Genomic DNA, 16,547 nt, shown 5'->3' with positions numbered 1-16,547 from the left:
AGCGTCAGACCGCGAGCTGGTGCTCCTGCAGGCCAGGGCTGCTGACGCGATAGATGCCGATCTCACCTAGAAGATTAGGCCATAGCCGGCCGCCCCACCCATTACGGTGCAAGTGGTCGACGGCCAGGCGGTCGAGGACCTTGGCGTGGCGCTCGTGGCACAGCTCTTCAAAGTCGGCGAAGGTGCAGAAGTGGATGTTCGGCGTGTTGTACCAGGTATACGGCATGAAGTCCGAAACCGGCATGCGGCCTTTGGTCGCCAGGTACCAGCGGCAGCGCCAGTGGCCGAAGTTGGGGAAGGTGATGATGCACTGACGGCCCACGCGCAGCATCTCGTCGAGGATGCGGTCGGGGTACTCCACGGCCTGCAGGGCCTGGGTCATGATCACCACATCGAAACTGTTGCTGGCAAAGTTGCCCAGGCCCTTGTCCAGGTCCTGTTCGATGACGTTGACGCCCTTGGCCACGCACGCGGCGATATTGTCGGCGTCGATCTCCAGGCCGTAACCGGTGACCTGCTTGCGGTCACGCAGCGAGGCCAGCAGTTCGCCACTGCCGCAGCCCAGGTCGAGTACCCGGCTGCCGGCGGGAATCCAGTCGTGGATGATTTCCAGATCGGCTCTCATGCTGTCCTCAGATGGCGATGCGGTTCATGTAGTTCGAGAAACCCTGCATGTAGCGAGGTGTGGGGATCAGGAAGGCATCGTGCCCATAAGGTGAGTCGATCTCCAGATAACACACGTTCTTGCGCGCGGCCATCAACGCATCGACGATCTCGCGTGAACGGGCAGGCGAGAAGCGCCAGTCGGTGGTGAACGACATGATGCAGTAGTCTGCCGTGACCGAGGCCAGGGTGGCGGCAAGGTCGCCACCGTGGGCTGCGGCCGGGTCGAAGTAGTCCAGGGCCTTGGTCATCAGCAGGTAGGTGTTGGCGTCGAAACGGCCGGAAAATTCCTCGCCCTGATAGCGCAGGTAGCTTTCGACCTGGAATTCGACGCTGTGGAAGTCGTAGTTGAGCTTGTCGCTCTTGAGCTCACGGCCGAATTTTTCACCCATCGAATCATCGGACAGGTAGGTGATATGGCCCACCATGCGCGCCAGCATCAGCCCGCGCTTGGGGATCACGCCCTGGTCCTGGAACGAACCGCCGTGGAACTCCGGGTCGGTGAGGATGGCCTGGCGCGCTACTTCGTTGAAGGCAATGTTCTGTGCCGAGAGCTTGGGCGCCGAGGCGATATCGACGCAGTGCCGCACGCGGTCGGGGTAGGTGATGGTCCATTGCAGCGCCTGCATGCCACCAAGGCTGCCGCCCACGATGGCCGCCCACTGGCCAATGCCCAGGCGGTCAGCCAGGCGTGCCTGGCTGTGCACCCAGTCTTCCACGGTCAGCACCGGGAAGTCGGCGCCATAGGGCTTGCCGGTAGCCGGGTTGACGCTGCTCGGGCCAGTACTGCCATTGCAGCCGCCGAGGTTGTTCAGGCTGACCACGAAGAAACGGTTGGTGTCGATTGGCTTGCCGGGGCCGATGCAGCTGTCCCACCAGCCCGGCTTGCGGTCGGTGGCGGCATGGTAGCCGGCGGCATGGTGGTGGCCGGACAAGGCATGGCAGATCAGCACGGCATTGCTGGCGCTGGCGTTCAGGGTGCCATAGGTCTCGTAGACCAGCTCGTAGCTGGCCAGCGAGCGGCCACAGGCCAGGGCCAGCGGTTCTTCGAACCGGGCTGTTTGCGGTGTAACCAGACCGACGGAATCTTCGGGAAGGACAGTGGACATCGACCCTGCTCACGCTTGACGGAGGCGTAAGTCTAAAGAGCGCTACCCCCTGCGGCAAGCAAAGGCTTGCCGCAGGGGGCGTCGATGTTCAAGGGCGTTGGATCAGATCATCCGCCACAGTTCTTGAGGCATGCCGGCATAGGCAGCCAGCGGCGGCATGACGAACGACTGGATCACCTGGATCGCCAGGAAGGCGAAGATGGGCGAGATGTCCATGCCGCCCAGGTTAGGCACGAGGCGGCGGAACGGTGCCAGCACCGGTTCGCTGATCTGGTAGGCCAGCTCCGCCGCCGGGTTGTGGCTGTTGGGCGCGACCCAGGAGACGATCACCATGACGATCATTGCTACCCAGAAAATCTTCAGGAACAGCGAGGTGATGCCGATGATGGCCCACATCAGCAGGTGCAGCACGTCACCGAAGGTGCCGTAGGTGACCATCAGTACGAAGCCCATCAGCAGCGCCTGGATGACCACTGCCAGCAGCAGCGACGAGGTGTCCAGGCCGCCAACGCTTGGGATGACCCGACGGATCGGCTTGAGCAGCGGCTGGGTGGCGCGTACCGCGAACTGGCACAGTGGGTTGTAGAAGTTGGCCTTGACCAGTTGCAGCACGAAGCGCAGCAGGACGATCACCAAATACAGGCTGACCAGGGTTTGCACCACGAAGATCGCGGCGCCAGACAGTGCATTCATCTAAAGCTCCTTATTTGCCCAGTTGTTCGGCCAGCTCGGCGGAGCGCGTCGCTGCGGCCTGCAGCGCTTGCTCGACGATGGCTTCGAAGCCGTTGGCCTGGAACGACTTGATCGCAGCTTCGGTGGTGCCGGCTGGCGAGGTGACACGGCGGCGCAGTTCGGCAGCGTCGACATCGCTGGCCACGGCCATGCGCGCCGCGCCCAGCGCGGTCTGCAGGGTCAGCTGGGAGGCGGTTTCGCGAGGCAGGCCGAGCTTTTCGCCTGCGGCGGTCATTGCCTCGATCAGCAGGAAGAAGTACGCCGGCCCGCTGCCGGAGACGGCGGTCACTGCGTCCAGTTGCTGCTCTTGGTCCAGCCACAGGGCAGTGCCCACGGCAGACAGCAGCTGTTCGGCCTGTTGCCGCTGTTCTGCGTTGACTTCCTGGGTGGCGTACAGGCCGCTGACGCCTTGGCGCAGCAGCGCTGGCGTGTTGGGCATGCAGCGCACCACCGGGCGTGGGCCTACCCAGCTCTGCAGGCTGGCGCAGGTGATACCGGCAGCGATGGAAACAATCAGCTGGCCTTCCTGCAGGTGGGCTTGCAGGGCTTGGCAAACGGCCTTCATGACCTGCGGCTTGACTGCCAGTACGATCACGTCGGCGCCAGCGATTGCCTGGGCATTGTCTTCGAAGGTTTCGATGCCGTGCTCGGCCTGGATGCGGGTACGGGTCTCGGCGCCCGTGTCGCTGGCGCGGATCTGCGAAGCCTCCAGGCCCTGGGCACGCAGGCCGCCGATCAGGCTGGCGGCCATGTTGCCGGCGCCGATAAAGGCAATACGTGTCTTGCTCATGTCAGGTCCTTGTGGGAAAGAGTGAGTAAAGCATGGAATCAGACGGGCCCGTAGTCGCGGGCACCGAACAGGGCGGTGCCGATACGTACCCAGGTCGCTCCCTGGGCAATCGCCGCCTCCAGGTCGTGGCTCATGCCCATGGACAAGGTGTCCAGGCCAAGGCCCAGGTGCTGCTGCAAGGTGCGCAGGCTGGCAAAAGCGGCCTCTTGGGCGGCGCGGTCATCGGTGGGCTCCGGGATGGCCATCAACCCGCGCAGGCGCAGATTGGGCAGTTTCGCCACGGCCGCGGCCAGCGCCGGCAGGTCGCCCGGGGCGCAGCCGGACTTGCTGTCTTCGCCACTGACATTCACCTGCAGGCAGATGTTCAGCGGTGCCAGTGCCGCAGGGCGTTGCTCCGAGAGGCGTTGGGCGATTTTCAGGCGGTCCACGGAATGTACCCAGTCGAAATGCTCGGCAATGGCTTTGGTCTTGTTCGACTGAATGGGGCCGATGAAGTGCCAGATCAAGGGCAGGTCGCGCAACGCTTCCTGCTTGGTCAGGGCTTCCTGCAGGTAGTTTTCGCCGACATCGCGCACGCCAGCGGCGTAGATTTCACGGATGGCGCTGGCGGGCTTGGTCTTGCTCACAGCCAGCAACTGGATGCTGGCCGGGTCCCGCCCGGCGGCCTGGGCGGCGCTGGCGATGCGGGCGGCAAGGGCGGATAGGTTGTCTGCTATGGTGGACATGGATCGATGCCGGCGGCGAAAGGGTCTGCGGCATTCTACCTGCTTGATCGCCTTTGGGGAGTCTCATGGATGTGACCGACCTGTTGGCCCGTGCTGTGGATGCGCGGGCTTCGGACCTGCACCTGGCCGCGGGCCAGGTACCAATGCTGCGCCTGGATGGCGAGCTGCAACGCATGGACCTGCCGCCGCTGACGGCAGCGGCGCTGAGTGATGCCATGGCGCCCTTGCTGGGCGATGACGCTTGCCGGCAATGGGCGCAGGGGGATGAGTTGGACCTTGCGTTGGCGCTGCCAGCGTTAGGCCGTTTTCGCCTGAACCTGTTTCGCCAGTTGAATGGGGTTGCGGCGACCTTTCGCCTGATACCCAGACGCATTGCGACACTGGACGAGCTTGACCTTGTGGAAGTGTTTCAAGCTGTTGCGCAGTGTTCTGATGGCCTGATTCTGGTGGGCGGGCCCACCGGCAGTGGCAAGTCCAGCACCTTGGCGGTGCTGCTCGATCAGCTCAACCGCGAGCGGCCATTGCATATCATCACCCTTGAAGACCCTGTGGAAGTTATCCACAACAGCCAACGGAGCCTGGTCAACCAGCGCGAGATGGGCCGCGATTGCCGTGGGTTTGCCCAAGGGCTGCGCAGTGCGCTGCGTCAGGACCCGGATGTGATCATGATCGGCGAGTTGCGCGATCTGGAGACGATTCGCCTGGCATTGCGGGCGGCAGAAACGGGGCACCTGGTACTGGCAACCGTGCATACGCGCTCGGCTGCGGGCAGCATCGACCGGCTGGTGGAGGTGTTTGCCGCCGAGGAAAAACCGCTGGTGCGGGCGATGCTGGCCGAGTCGCTGCGCCTGGTGGTGGCGCAAGTGCTGGTCAAGCGCGTGGGCGGCGGGCGAGTGGCGGCGCGGGAAGTGTTGGTGGCTAACACGGCAGTGCGTAACCTGATTCGCGAAGGGCGGATGGCGCAGCTGAGTTCGGTGATGCAGACGGGGGCGGCGGAGGGGATGCGAACGATGGAGGGGGCGATGCAAAGGCTGAAAGTGATGGGATGGGTGTAGGAGCAGCCTTGTGCTGCGAAGAGGCCTGTGACGTCAGCGACGATCCGCTGTGTTTTCACTGGCCTCTTCGCAGCACAAGGCTGCTCCTACCAGAGCCGTGGTCGAGGCTCGATCAGCGCTTGGCCAGGGCCAGCTGCTGCTGTTCTTTCGGCAACACCCGCTTGGCCACGACATAGTGCTTCTGCCAGTAAGGCTTGCTGAGGGTGTCGATGCTCACCCGCTTGCCGCGACGCGGGGCATGGATGAAGCGGTCGTTGCCCAGGTAGATGGCAACGTGGTTGACCCGTCGGCTCTTGATGTTGAAGAAGATCAGGTCGCCAGGCTTGAGGTCGCCCTTCGCCACCTTCACGCCGTGGCCCTGGGCCATGGCATTGGAGGTGCGTGGCAGGTCGACATCGGCCACATCATTGAAGGCGTATTTCACCAGGCCGCTGCAGTCGAAGCCCTTTTTCGGGCTGCTGCCGCCCCAGACATAGGGCGTGCCGAGCACATTCACCGCACGGCTGAGCACATCGCTGCTCTGCTTCGGCGACATGGAGGCAACCGGCAGCCCACGGCTGCTGGCCGCGTTGCTTGGGCGTGCGCGCAGCGTGGTGTGCTTGGCAGGCGCGTGTTTCACCGAGGCATTGGTGGTATAGCCGGTGAAACCATTGGGAAGACGTTGCTCACGATTGGTGGCGTGGGCGGCCAGGGGTAATAATAGACAGAGGGTCAGCCATGTCTTGAGTAAAGGCGGCATAGATGAAGCTCTTTATGAATAGTTATGTGTTAGGCGCGCAACTTTATAACAGCTTTTTGATCAATTTCTGATCCGTTGGTCGATTGGTGGGGTGCCATACGTCGGCCTGCGACGAGAAAGTCACATTTTTTCTTAGAAAATTTTCGGATAACCCACGAGGGCTATGAATGAACAGTTATCAACAGGGTGAGCCGCTTCACGACACCCACAGCAAGGTCATCGGCTACTTGTTGTGGATTTTCGGCTTCACCGGCTCGCACCGTTTCTACTACGGCAAGCCGATCACTGGGACGATCTGGTTCTTTACCTTGGGCCTGCTGGGCATCGGCTGGCTGATCGACCTGTTTCTGATCCCGGCGATGGACAAGGAGGCCGACTTGCGCTTCCGGTCCGGTCGGATCGACTACAACATCGCCTGGATTCTGCTGACCTTCCTGGGCATTTTTGGCCTGCATCGCCTGTACCAGGGCAAGTGGATCACCGCGATCATCTACTTCTTCACGGGCGGCCTGTTCCTGGTCGGCGTGCTGTACGACTTCTGGACCCTGAACAGTCAGATTTCCGAAGCCAACAGCGATCGTCGCTGATTGCAGATCGTGTAGGCGCAGCACAAGGCTGCGCCTACCGAGTTTTACTGGCGGGTCTGGCGCTGTTGCAGCAGCAGGTTGCTGAAGCCTGCGCCGGCAAGCTGTTTCTGCGCCCCGGTCAGTTGTTCGCGGTTGCTGAACGGGCCGACCAGTACGCGGTACCAGGTTTCATCCTTGACCGTCCCCGACTCCACCTTCACCGACTGGCCGAGCAGGATGATCTGCGCGCGGACCTTGTCGGCATCCGCCTGCTTGCGGAACGAGCCGGCCTGCAGGAAGAACTGCGTGGTGGCCGCAGGCTTGATCACCGGCGGTGCCGGTGGTGGCGTCTGGCCCAGCAAGGCGGCCTGAGCGCGTGCCGTGTCGATCTTCGCTGCTTCTGCCGGGGTGACCGGGGTCACTGGCTGGGCAGGCACCGGTGGCGTCTTCTCTGGCACGGCTTCCGGCGGCACGATGACCTCGGACTCCGGCAGCAGGGTGTAGAAGTCATACTTCGGCTTCACCGGCTGCTGCGCAGTGGCCGGCGTGGTCTTGCTGGCTTCTGCCACCTTTTCCGGTTTTTGCTGTTCAGGCTTGGTGCGCTTGATGTCCGCGCCGCCTGGCTCGAGCTTCATCAAAAAGACGATGAAAGCGCCCACGGTCAACCCGACTGCCAGCCATACCCAACCCGGGATCGGCTGCTTGGCCGGCGCCTGTTGGCGGCTGGCGCCGCGTTTTGGAGCAGGTTTTTTCTTGGCAGCCAACTTACATGCGCTCCAGGGTTTCCAGGCCGAGCAGTTCCAGACCTTGCTTGAGGGTACGGCCGGTCAGGGCAGCCAGGCGCAGGCGGCTCTGTTGCTGCTCCGGGGTTTCGGCGGCGAGGATTGGGCAGTTCTCGTAGAAGCTCGAGAACAGGCCAGCCAGGTCGTACAGGTAGCTGCACAGCACGTGCGGCGTACCCTTGTCGGCCACGCTGTTAAGCACTTCGCCGAATTGCGCCAGGCGCGCGGCGAGGTCCAGCTCCTTCTCGGCCTGCAGCACGATCTTGCCGTCGACCTCGTCGAAGCCCTTGCCCAGCTTGCGGAACACGCCCGCCACGCGGGTGTAGGCATACAGCAGGTAGGGCGCGGTGTTGCCTTCGAAGTTGAGCATCAGTTCGAAGTTGAAGCTGTAGTCGCTGGTGCGGTGCTTGGACAGGTCGGCGTACTTCACTGCGCCGATCCCGACCACTTCACCGATGCGGCGCAGATCGACTTCGGCCAGGCTCGGGTTCTTCTCCTTGACCAGGGCGTAGGCACGCTCCTTGGCCTCGGTGAGCAGGTCGATCAGCTTCACTGTGCCGCCGTCACGGGTTTTGAACGGGCGGCCGTCGGCGCCGTTCATGGTGCCGAAGCCCATGTGTTCCATTTGCATCGGGTGGCCGACGAAGCCTGCACGGCGCGCTACTTCGAACACCTGGTTGAAGTGCAGCGCCTGGCGCTGGTCGACGAAGTACAGGGCACGGTCGGCCTTGAGCACATTGCTGCGGTAGCGCACTGCGGCCAGGTCGGTGGTGGCGTACAGGTAGCCACCGTCGGCCTTCTGCACGATCACCGGCAGGGGTTCGCCTTCGCTGTTCTTGAATTCTTCGAGGAACACGCACTGCGCGCCCTGGTCCTCAACCAGCAGGCCCTTGGCCTTGAGGTCGCTGACTACGTTGGCCAGGTCGTCGTTGTAGGCGCTTTCGCCCATGACGTCGGCCATGGTCAGCTTGACGTTGAGCAGTTCGTAGGTCTTCTGGCAGTGCGACAGCGAGATGTCCTTGAAACGCGTCCACAGGGCCAGGCACTCAGGGTCGCCGGCCTGCAGCTTGACCACCAGGCCGCGGGCGCGGGTGGCGAATTCTTCGGACTCGTCGAAGCGCTTCTTCGCCGCGCGGTAGAAGTTCTCCAGGTCCGACAACTCGTCGCTGGTGATCGGGTTTTCCTGCAGGTAGGCCATCAGCATGCCGAACTGGGTGCCCCAGTCGCCCACGTGGTTTTGGCGGATGACCTGGTCGCCGAGAAACTCCAGCACACGGGCGACGCTGTCGCCGATGATGGTCGAGCGCAGGTGGCCAACGTGCATTTCCTTGGCCAGGTTCGGCGCCGACAGGTCGATTACCACCTTCTCGGCGGCGCCTGCCTTGCGCACGCCCAGGTGGCCGTCGGCCAGGGCGGCATCCAGGCGGTCGGCCAGGGCGCTGGTGTTCTGGAAGAAGTTGAGGAAGCCTGGGCCGGCAATCTCGACTTTGCTGATGTCGTCGCTGGCGGGCAGCGCGTTGATCAGTTTTTCGGCCAGGTCGCGCGGCTTCATGCCGGCAGGCTTGGCCAGCATCATCGCGATGTTGCTGGCGAAGTCGCCGTGGGTCTTGTCCCGGGCGTTTTCCACCTGGATCGCCGGCGATAGCCCTTCAGGCAGCACACCGTCGGTGACGAGTTGGGTGAGGGCTTGCTGGATCAGCTGGCGAATGGTGTCTTTCATGGGGTTCTCTTTTCGACCGCAAGCGCGGTGGAGCGCTTCGATGCGCAGGTGGAAAAACTGGGCATTATCCGTTGCCGGGAGCGGGTTGCCAACCTTTGCCAAGGCTCAGGGTGTCAGTAGAGGTCTACCGGGTCCACGTCCAGCGACCAGCGAACCTGTCGGCCGCTCGGCATTTGCTCCAACACTAGCAACCAGGCGCTGATCAGTCGATGCAGGGGTGCCCGGGTGTTGGCCTGTATCAATAATTGGGCGCGGAAGCGGCCTGCTCGGCGCTCCATGGGAGCCGGTACCGGGCCCAACAGTTCAATGCCTGGCAGGCGCTGTTCGGCCACCAGGCGCTCTGCTGCGCTGCAGGCTTCATCGAGGAAGCCTTCGGCCTGGCCCGGTTTGTGCGCTTCGGCGCGCAGCAAGGCCAGGTGCGAAAAAGGCGGCAGGCCGGCGGCGCGGCGCTCGTCCAGGGCTTGCTCGGCGAAGGCGAAATAGCCTTGTTCGGTCAGCTGTACCAGCAAGGGATGGTCGGCCAGGTGGGTCTGGATGATCACCTTGCCCGGCTCTTCGGCGCGCCCGGCACGCCCGGCAACCTGCACGATCAATTGCGCCATGCGCTCGCTGGCACGGAAGTCGCCGGAGAACAGCCCGCCGTCGGCGTCGAGGATGGCCACCAGGGTCACGCGTGGGAAGTGGTGCCCCTTGGCGAGCATCTGGGTGCCCACCAGGATGCTCGGCTGGCCACGCTGGATGGTGCCGAACAGGTTGTGCATGGCGTCTTTGCGCGCCGTGCTGTCGCGGTCCACGCGCAGGATCGGGTAGTCCGGGAACAGCACCTTAAGGCGCTCTTCGGCGCGCTCGGTGCCTGCGCCCACCGGCCGCAAGTCGACATGGTTGCACTGCGGGCACTGGTGCGGCAGGCGTTCGTCATAACCGCAGTGGTGGCAACGCAGCACGCCGGAACGCTGGTGCACGGTCATGCGCGCATCACAGCGAGGGCATTCGGACAACCAGCCGCAATCGTGGCACAGCAACGTCGGGGCAAAGCCGCGGCGGTTGAGGAACACCAGCACTTGCTGGCCTGCTTCCAGGGTCTGGCGGATGGCCTGCTGCAGCGGGCCGCTGATGCCACTGTCCAGCGGCAGGCTTTTCACGTCCAGGCGCAGCATGCGCGGTGGGCGCGCACCGCCGGCGCGCTGGTTCATGCGCAGCAAGGTGTAGCGGCCGGTCTGGGCGTTGTGCAGGGTTTCTAGCGACGGCGTGGCCGAGCCGAGCAGGATTGGGATGTTCTCCTGGTGGGCGCGCACCAGGGCCAGGTCGCGGGCGTGGTAACGCAGGCCTTCCTGCTGTTTATAAGAGCCGTCGTGCTCTTCGTCGATGATGATCAGGCCGGGGTTTTTCATCGGCGTGAACAGTGCCGAGCGGGTGCCGATGATGATGTCGGCCTCGCCATCGCGGGCTGCCAGCCAGGCGTCCAGCCGCTCGCGGTCGCCGACCGCCGAGTGCAGCAAGGCGATGCGGGCGTTGAAGCGTTGCTCGAAGCGCGCCAGGGTCTGCGGGCCGAGGTTGATTTCCGGGATCAGCACCAGCGCCTGTTTGCCGGCCTCCAGTGTTTCGCGGATCAACTGCAGGTAGACCTCGGTCTTGCCGCTGCCGGTAACCCCGGCCAGCAGAAACGCGTTGAAACTGCCAAGGCCCAGGCACACGGCATCGAAGGCGTTGCGCTGCTCTTCGTTGAGGGGCAGTTCGGGCTGCGCCAGCCAGTGCTCGTGGCGCGGCGTCGGCAGGTGGCGGCGTACTTCGACGGTGACCAGTTCCTTGGCCAGCAGCAGGTCGAGGCTGTCCTTGTTCAGGTTGAGCTTGCCCAGCAGGCTGTGGGCCACGCCGTGTGGGTGCTGCGCCAGGGTTTTCAGGGCATCGCGCTGGCGCGGTGCGCGGGCGATGCGGGGGTCATCGTGGCGGGCATCGGCGGCGACGTGCCAGAAGCGTTCCTGGCGCATCTCGGCCAGTTCGCCCTGGCGCAGCAGGGTCGGCAGCGCCCAGCTCAGGGTATCGCCCAGGCTGTGCTGGTAGTACTGGGCCGTCCACAGGCACAGCTTGAGCAGGGCCGGCGGCAGCGGCGACACCGGGTCCAGCAGCGCAATGGCCGGCTTGAGCTTGTCGGCGGGCACTTCGCTTTGGTCGCACACCTCCACCAGCACACCGATCATCTCGCGGCGCCCGAATGGCACACGAATGCGCATGCCAGGTGTGAGGGGCTGGCGCGCCATGCTCGCCGGCGCCCTGTAGTCGAACAGGCGACGCAGCGGGGAGGGCAGGGCAAGGCGCAGGATGACGTCGGACACGCGGAAGGTCTCGCAAGGGCATTTCAAAGACTGGCGAGCCTAGCAGACGACAGTCGGTGCAAGCGACAACTTGCGCTGAGGCTGGGCTCTGGTATTATTCGCCGCCTAATTACGTGCGGTATTCAACAATTGGTGTTGGGTGGCGGCACGCAGCTCGAGGAAGTGACCATGAAAGCAAATATTCATCCGAACTACGAAGTAGTTGCAGTCACCTGCAGCTGCGGCAACAAGTTTGAAAGCCGTTCGACCCTGGGTAGCACCCTGTCGATCGACGTTTGCAACCTGTGCCACCCGTTCTACACCGGTAAGCAGAAAGTCCTGGACACCGGTGGTCGCGTACAGAAGTTTGCCGATCGCTTCGGCATGTTCGGTGCCAAGAAGTAATAATGCGCATGGCGAATCCCTCGGGTTTCGCGCTGTTGCAAAAAAAAGCGCCCCTTGTGGGCGCTTTTTTTGTGGGCGCGATTTGGCATCTTCCTGCCCTGGCGTTCTGCCCGCTGCCGGCCAATCCTCAGCAGGTAGCAGTGCGGCAGGTGGTGGATGGCGATACCTTGCGCCTGACCGATGGCCGCAGTGTGCGCATGATCGGCATCAATGCCCCGGAGATCGGCCGCAAAGGGCGTACCAGCGAGCCCTATGCCGAGGCGGCCAAGCGGCGCTTGCAGGCCCTGGTCAAAGCCAGCGACGGGCGTGTCGGGCTGGTGCCGGGCGTCGAGGGCAAAGACAAATACGGCCGCACACTGGCACACATCTACGGCCGCACTGGCAACAATCTGGAAGCACAACTGCTCAGCGAGGGGCTCGGCTACCGCGTTGCCGTTGCCCCCAATGTGCGCCTGGTGGGGTGCCAGCAATTGGCCGAGCAAGCGGCGCGCAAGGCGGGTGTTGGCCTGTGGCGCAGCTCGCCGGTGCTGCGCGCACGGGATGTCCGGCAGTCTGGGTTCGCTGTCATCGGTGGCCGAATCGAGGCGGTCGAACGTAACCGCGGCGGCGTCTGGCTGAGCCTGGATAGCACCGTGGTGCTGCAGGTTCCCGCTCGTCTGCAACGCAACTTCCCGGCGAGCTTCTTCGATAATCTCAAAGGGCGCCAAGTCGAGGCGCGTGGCTGGGTGCTGGATCGTTCCCGCAAGGGCGGCCTGAAGCCTGGGCAGCGACGCTGGGTGTTGCCATTGACCGATCCGACCATGTTAGAACGCATTTCAGGCTGAAAAGATGTAGACATTTCGGTATTAGATTGTACACACTGTGATTCGTATGCCCCGTGGGTTATAGCGTAAAGTCGTAGGCTAAAGGCCTTGACACAAGTGACCGACCAGTCTTGTGACTCCCCGGCTCTTTGCGTATCCTCGGCGGTCCGTCAGAACAGTAAATAGCGGAATGCCCACCATGTCAGACCTGAAAACCGCCGCTCTCGAATACCACGCTCAACCTCGTCCGGGGAAACTGAGCGTCGAGCTCTCGAAGCCCACCGCCACCGCCCGTGACCTCGCCCTGGCCTACAGCCCAGGTGTTGCAGAACCCGTGCGCGAAATCGGCCGTGATCCAGAGCTGGCCTACAAATACACCGGTAAAGGCAACCTGGTTGCGGTGATTTCGGATGGTACTGCCATCCTCGGTCTGGGTGACCTCGGCCCACTGGCCTCGAAGCCGGTCATGGAAGGCAAGGGTGTTCTGTTCAAACGTTTCGCTGGCATCGACGTATTCGACATCGAAGTCGAGTCGGAAAGCCCGCAAGCTTTCATCGACACCGTTCGCCGCATTTCGATCACCTTCGGTGGCATCAACCTCGAAGACATCAAGGCTCCAGAGTGCTTCGAAATCGAGCGCACCCTGATCGAGCAATGCGACATCCCGGTCTTCCACGATGACCAGCACGGCACCGCGATCGTCACCGCGGCCGGCATGATCAACGCCCTGGAAATCGCCGGCAAGAAGCTGGAAGAAGCCAAGATCGTCTGCCTGGGTGCCGGCGCTGCCGCCATCTCCTGCATGAAGCTGCTGGTCAGCATGGGTGCCAAGGTCGAGAACATCTACATGATCGACCGCAGCGGCGTGATCCACGCTGGCCGCGACGACCTGAACCAGTACAAGGCGCAGTTCGCCCACGCGACCGACAAGCGCACCCTGGCTGACGCCTTGAACGGTGCCGACGTGTTCGTTGGCCTGTCCGGCCCGAACCTGCTGAGCGCAGAAGGCCTGAAGTCGATGGCGGCCAACCCGATCGTGTTCGCGTGCTCGAACCCCGATCCGGAAATCTCCCCAGAGCTGGCTCACGCCACCCGTAACGACGTGATCATGGCCACCGGTCGTTCCGACTACCCGAACCAGGTCAACAACGTACTGGGCTTCCCCTTCATCTTCCGTGGCGCCCTGGACGTACGTGCCAAGCGCATCAACGAAGAAATGAAGATTGCTGCGGCCATCGCCCTGAAAGACCTGGCCAAGTTGCCGGTTCCTAAGGAAGTTTGCGAAGCCTACGGCGTCGAAGGCCTGGAATTCGGCCGTGAGTACATCATTCCGAAGCCTCTGGATGCCCGTCTGATCACCGTTGTTTCCGATGCTGTCGCCAAGGCTGCTATCGAGTCCGGTGTGGCGACCCTGCCGTATCCTAAGCACTACCCGCTGAACAGCGTGGATGAAGTGTTCAACGGCTGATTGCCGTAAGTGACACAAAAAAGCCCCGGCTCGTATGAGCCGGGGCTTTTTATTGTGCGTTTGCCGGCAGCGTAGATCCCTGTAGGAGCGGCCTTGTGTCGCGATGGGCTGCGCAGCGGCCCCAGGATCTCGACAGCAGAAGGTCTCGCAAGGGGCTGCTGCGCAGCCCATCGCGACACAAGGCCGCTCCTACACAGGCGGCGCTAGCCTGTCAGGGGTCAGAACAGGTCCATCGGCGCTGCTTCGTCTGCTGGCAGCGGGCTTCCCGGTGCCGCGCCGTTGCCCAGTTCATCCCCCGACGGTGGCGAATCTTCGGCCTTGAACAACTCGAAGTAGGCGTTCGGCGTGCCCGGCGAGGCCGCGCGGCCGCTGACTGGGTCGACACGCAGGCTGAGGATGCCTTCCGGCTCCGCCGGTACGTGGTTGGGTTTGTCCTTGAGGGCGGCGCCCATGAAACTCATCCAGATCGGCAGCGCCGCAGTACCACCGTACTCGCGGCGGCCCAGGGTCTCGGGCTGGTCGAAGCCGACCCATACCGTGGTCACGTAATCGGCGTTGTAGCCGGAGAACCAGGCATCCTTGGACTCGTTGGTGGTACCGGTCTTGCCGGCCAGGTCGGTGCGGCCCAGGGCCAGCGCACGGCGGCCAGTGCCCCGTTTGATTACATCCTGCAACATGCTGGTGAGGATGTACGTGGTGCGGCCGTCGATGATCTGTTCCGCCACTGCCGGCGTTTGCGGTGCTGGCGTGACCTGACCAAAGGCGGCCGGCGCCTCGCCCGGCATGGCTGCGGTGCTGATCGGCTGTTCTGGCGCGGCAAGGCCTGCCTGGTCCTGGGCGCCTTGCGGCACGCGGGGCGGGTTGGCGGTGAACAGGGTCTCGCCGCTGCGGCTCTCGATGCGGTCGATCAAGTACGGGGTGATCTTGTAGCCGCCGTTGGCAAAGGTGCTCCAGCCCGTGGCGATTTCCATCGGCGTGAGGGTTGCGGTGCCCAGTGCCAGCGACAGGTTGCGCGGCAAGTCCTGCTTGTTGAAGCCGAACTTGGCGATGTAGTCGATGGTGCGGTCGACGCCCATGGCCTGCAGCAGGCGGATCGATACCAGGTTGCGCGACTTGTACAGCGCCTCGCGCATGCGGATCGGGCCGAGGAAGGTGTTGGTGTCGTTCTTCGGCCGCCAGACCTTGTCCAGGTACTCGTCGACGAACACGATCGGTGCATCGTTGACCAGGCTGGCCGCGGTGTAGCCGCTGTCGAGCGCCGCGCTATAGATGAAGGGCTTGAAGCTCGAGCCAGGTTGGCGCTTGGCCTGCATGGCACGGTTGTAGTTGCTTTGCTCGAACGAGAAGCCGCCTACCAGGGCACGAATGGCGCCGTTGTATGGGTCGAGGGTGACCAGCGCGCTTTGTGCGCCCGGCACCTGGCTGAACTTGAGCTTGCCGTCGTCCAGGCGCTGCAGGCGCACCAGGTCACCTACCTGGGCAACATCGGCGGGGCTTTGTGGTGCGCGGCCCTGGGAATTGCTATTGAGGAACGGGCGCGCCCACTTCATGGTGTCCCAGGCGACGGTTTCTTCCTGGCCGCTGCGGGTCAGCACCTTGAGGTCGGTCTTGTCGACCTGGGTGACGATGGCCGGCTCAAGGCCGCCCAGGGTGCGTTGCTTGCTCAGTTCCAGCAGCCAGGCCGCGTGGGTCTTGCCTGGGAAGCGTGCCTCGGGGCCGCGGTAACCGTGGCGTTCATCGTAATCGGAAAGGCCCGTGAGAATGGCTTTGTTGGCCATCTCCTGCATGTCGCTCGGCACGGTGGTGGTGACGCGGAAGCCCTCGGTGTAGGCATCGCTGCCATAACGGCCGACCATCTCGGCGCGGGCCATCTCGGCGACGTACGGGGCATTCACCTCAGGTGTCGGCACGTGATAGCTGGCGTTGAGCGGCTCGGCCAGGGCGGCCTGGTAGCTGGCCTGGTCAATCTTGCCGAGCTTGTACATGCGGCCAAGAATCCAGTCGCGACGCTCTTTTGCGCGCACCGGGTTGGCCAGCGGGTTGAAGCGCGAAGGTGCCTTGGGCAGGCCGGCGATCATCGCCATTTGCGCCAGGCTCACGTCGCGGATCGACTTGCCGTAATAAACCTGTGCGGCGGCATCGATGCCGTACGCCCGGTTGCCCAGGTAGATCTTGTTCACGTACAGCTCAAGGATTTCGTCCTTGGTCAGCTCACGCTCGATCTGCAGGGCCAGCAGAATCTCGTTGGTCTTGCGCGAAAAGCTGCGCTCGCTGGTGAGGAAGAAGTTCTTCGCCACCTGCATGGTGATGGTGCTGCCGCCCGTCTGGATGTGGCCGGTTTTTACCAGCTGAGTCGCGGCGCGCATCAGGCTGCTGGGGTCAACGCCGTAGTGGTTGAGGAAATTGTCGTCCTCGGCTGACAGAAGCGCCTGGATAAATTGTGGGGGGATTTCCGCGAAACGGATCGGCGAGCGGCGCATTTCGCCGAACTCGGCAATCAGCTTGCCGTCGCTGCTGTACACCCTGAGGGGGATCTGCAACTGGATGCTTCTGAGGGACTCGACCGAGGGCAGGCTAGGGCTAAGATACAGAAACGCACCGCTCACACCGAGTACGAGCGCGCTAATGACTGCGACGGAAGACCACCAGAAGAACTTCAGCAGACGTATCAAGGCTTT

General features: G+C 63.3%; 15 protein-coding genes. 5 read left to right on the top strand and 10 right to left on the bottom strand.

Annotation, left to right across the window (positions count from 1 at the left end; genetic code table 11):
• Positions 1–4: 4 nt before the first annotated feature.
• The 5 genes from metW to HU764_RS24320 form a co-directional block, all read right to left on the bottom strand.
• A complete protein-coding gene (gene metW, locus HU764_RS24340; RefSeq protein ID WP_008092977.1) occupies positions 5–625 on the bottom strand; it encodes a methionine biosynthesis protein MetW in 621 nt (206 codons plus the stop codon).
• Positions 626–632: 7 nt separating this feature from the next.
• The gene (gene metX / locus HU764_RS24335; RefSeq protein WP_186676979.1) at positions 633–1,772 is read right to left on the bottom strand and encodes a homoserine O-succinyltransferase MetX; all 1,140 of its coding nucleotides are present in this window, start codon (positions 1,770–1,772) and stop codon (positions 633–635) included.
• A 102-nt stretch (positions 1,773–1,874) separates the two neighbouring features.
• The gene (locus HU764_RS24330) at positions 1,875–2,465 is read right to left on the bottom strand and encodes a YggT family protein (RefSeq protein WP_027592340.1); all 591 of its coding nucleotides are present in this window, start codon (positions 2,463–2,465) and stop codon (positions 1,875–1,877) included.
• A 10-nt stretch (positions 2,466–2,475) separates the two neighbouring features.
• Positions 2,476–3,294: a pyrroline-5-carboxylate reductase gene (gene proC / locus HU764_RS24325; RefSeq protein WP_186676982.1), complete on the bottom strand. Its 819-nt coding sequence runs from the start codon at positions 3,292–3,294 to the stop codon at positions 2,476–2,478.
• A gap of 38 nt (positions 3,295–3,332) precedes the next feature.
• The gene (locus tag HU764_RS24320; RefSeq protein ID WP_186676997.1) at positions 3,333–4,019 is read right to left on the bottom strand and encodes a YggS family pyridoxal phosphate-dependent enzyme; all 687 of its coding nucleotides are present in this window, start codon (positions 4,017–4,019) and stop codon (positions 3,333–3,335) included.
• 65 nt (positions 4,020–4,084) lie between these two features.
• On the opposite strand from HU764_RS24320, the gene HU764_RS24315 reads away from it, so the two are divergent.
• Positions 4,085–5,074 carry a type IV pilus twitching motility protein PilT gene (locus HU764_RS24315; RefSeq protein WP_186702454.1) on the top strand — a complete coding sequence of 330 codons (990 nt, stop codon included), beginning with the start codon at positions 4,085–4,087 and terminating at the stop codon, positions 5,072–5,074.
• Between the two features lie 112 nt (positions 5,075–5,186).
• On the opposite strand, the gene HU764_RS24310 is transcribed toward HU764_RS24315, so the two are convergent.
• A complete protein-coding gene (locus HU764_RS24310) occupies positions 5,187–5,813 on the bottom strand; it encodes a C40 family peptidase (protein WP_027592344.1) in 627 nt (208 codons plus the stop codon).
• Positions 5,814–5,980: 167 nt separating this feature from the next.
• On the opposite strand from HU764_RS24310, the gene HU764_RS24305 reads away from it, so the two are divergent.
• A complete protein-coding gene (locus tag HU764_RS24305) occupies positions 5,981–6,400 on the top strand; it encodes an NINE protein (RefSeq protein WP_085272247.1) in 420 nt (139 codons plus the stop codon).
• Positions 6,401–6,444: 44 nt separating this feature from the next.
• Here the strand turns inward: HU764_RS24305 and HU764_RS24300 are convergent, their stop codons facing one another.
• From HU764_RS24300 to HU764_RS24290, 3 genes are all read right to left on the bottom strand, one after another.
• On the bottom strand, positions 6,445–7,143 hold the full coding sequence (locus tag HU764_RS24300; protein WP_186677016.1) for an SPOR domain-containing protein: 699 nt from the start codon (positions 7,141–7,143) through the stop codon (positions 6,445–6,447).
• Position 7,144: 1 nt separating this feature from the next.
• A complete protein-coding gene (gene argS / locus HU764_RS24295; RefSeq protein WP_186677018.1) occupies positions 7,145–8,881 on the bottom strand; it encodes an arginine--tRNA ligase in 1,737 nt (578 codons plus the stop codon).
• A gap of 113 nt (positions 8,882–8,994) precedes the next feature.
• A complete protein-coding gene (locus HU764_RS24290; RefSeq protein WP_027592348.1) occupies positions 8,995–11,214 on the bottom strand; it encodes a primosomal protein N' in 2,220 nt (739 codons plus the stop codon).
• Positions 11,215–11,382: 168 nt separating this feature from the next.
• Between HU764_RS24290 and rpmE the strand changes: the two genes are divergently transcribed.
• The 3 genes from rpmE (at position 11,383) to HU764_RS24275 (ending at position 13,869) form a co-directional block, all read left to right on the top strand.
• Positions 11,383–11,598, top strand: coding sequence for a 50S ribosomal protein L31 (gene rpmE, locus HU764_RS24285; RefSeq protein WP_027592349.1), 216 nt, complete (start codon positions 11,383–11,385; stop codon positions 11,596–11,598).
• A gap of 2 nt (positions 11,599–11,600) precedes the next feature.
• Complete coding sequence (locus HU764_RS24280) at positions 11,601–12,422, top strand: thermonuclease family protein (protein WP_186702453.1); 822 nt, start codon at positions 11,601–11,603, stop codon at positions 12,420–12,422.
• A gap of 178 nt (positions 12,423–12,600) precedes the next feature.
• On the top strand, positions 12,601–13,869 hold the full coding sequence (locus HU764_RS24275) for a malic enzyme-like NAD(P)-binding protein (protein WP_027592351.1): 1,269 nt from the start codon (positions 12,601–12,603) through the stop codon (positions 13,867–13,869).
• Positions 13,870–14,087: 218 nt separating this feature from the next.
• On the opposite strand, the gene HU764_RS24270 is transcribed toward HU764_RS24275, so the two are convergent.
• Entirely contained in the window at positions 14,088–16,538 is a 2,451-nt protein-coding gene (locus HU764_RS24270; protein ID WP_371918104.1) for a penicillin-binding protein 1A, read from the bottom strand.
• Positions 16,539–16,547 lie beyond the last annotated feature (9 nt).

The organism is Pseudomonas kermanshahensis, assembly GCF_014269205.2.
In the GTDB taxonomy this organism is placed as follows: Bacteria; Pseudomonadota; Gammaproteobacteria; order Pseudomonadales; family Pseudomonadaceae; genus Aquipseudomonas; species Aquipseudomonas kermanshahensis.
The sequence above is the reverse complement of the archived record's forward strand: the minus strand, read 5'-3'. Positions and strand labels throughout refer to the sequence as shown.

Bases quoted from the DNA above. Each gene is read 5' to 3' on its own strand.
- HU764_RS24275 (WP_027592351.1), top strand. From the start codon at position 12,601: ATGTCAGACCTGAAAACCGCCGCTCTCGAATACCACGCTCAACCTCGT.
- HU764_RS24310 (WP_027592344.1), bottom strand. From the start codon at position 5,813: ATGCCGCCTTTACTCAAGACATGGCTGACCCTCTGTCTATTATTACCC.
- metX (WP_186676979.1), bottom strand. From the start codon at position 1,772: ATGTCCACTGTCCTTCCCGAAGATTCCGTCGGTCTGGTTACACCGCAA.
- HU764_RS24320 (WP_186676997.1), bottom strand. From the start codon at position 4,019: ATGTCCACCATAGCAGACAACCTATCCGCCCTTGCCGCCCGCATCGCC.
- HU764_RS24280 (WP_186702453.1), top strand. From the start codon at position 11,601: ATGCGCATGGCGAATCCCTCGGGTTTCGCGCTGTTGCAAAAAAAAGCG.
- HU764_RS24305 (WP_085272247.1), top strand. From the start codon at position 5,981: ATGAACAGTTATCAACAGGGTGAGCCGCTTCACGACACCCACAGCAAG.
- HU764_RS24315 (WP_186702454.1), top strand. From the start codon at position 4,085: ATGGATGTGACCGACCTGTTGGCCCGTGCTGTGGATGCGCGGGCTTCG.
- HU764_RS24330 (WP_027592340.1), bottom strand. From the start codon at position 2,465: ATGAATGCACTGTCTGGCGCCGCGATCTTCGTGGTGCAAACCCTGGTC.
- rpmE (WP_027592349.1), top strand. From the start codon at position 11,383: ATGAAAGCAAATATTCATCCGAACTACGAAGTAGTTGCAGTCACCTGC.
- argS (WP_186677018.1), bottom strand. From the start codon at position 8,881: ATGAAAGACACCATTCGCCAGCTGATCCAGCAAGCCCTCACCCAACTC.
- proC (WP_186676982.1), bottom strand. From the start codon at position 3,294: ATGAGCAAGACACGTATTGCCTTTATCGGCGCCGGCAACATGGCCGCC.
- metW (WP_008092977.1), bottom strand. From the start codon at position 625: ATGAGAGCCGATCTGGAAATCATCCACGACTGGATTCCCGCCGGCAGC.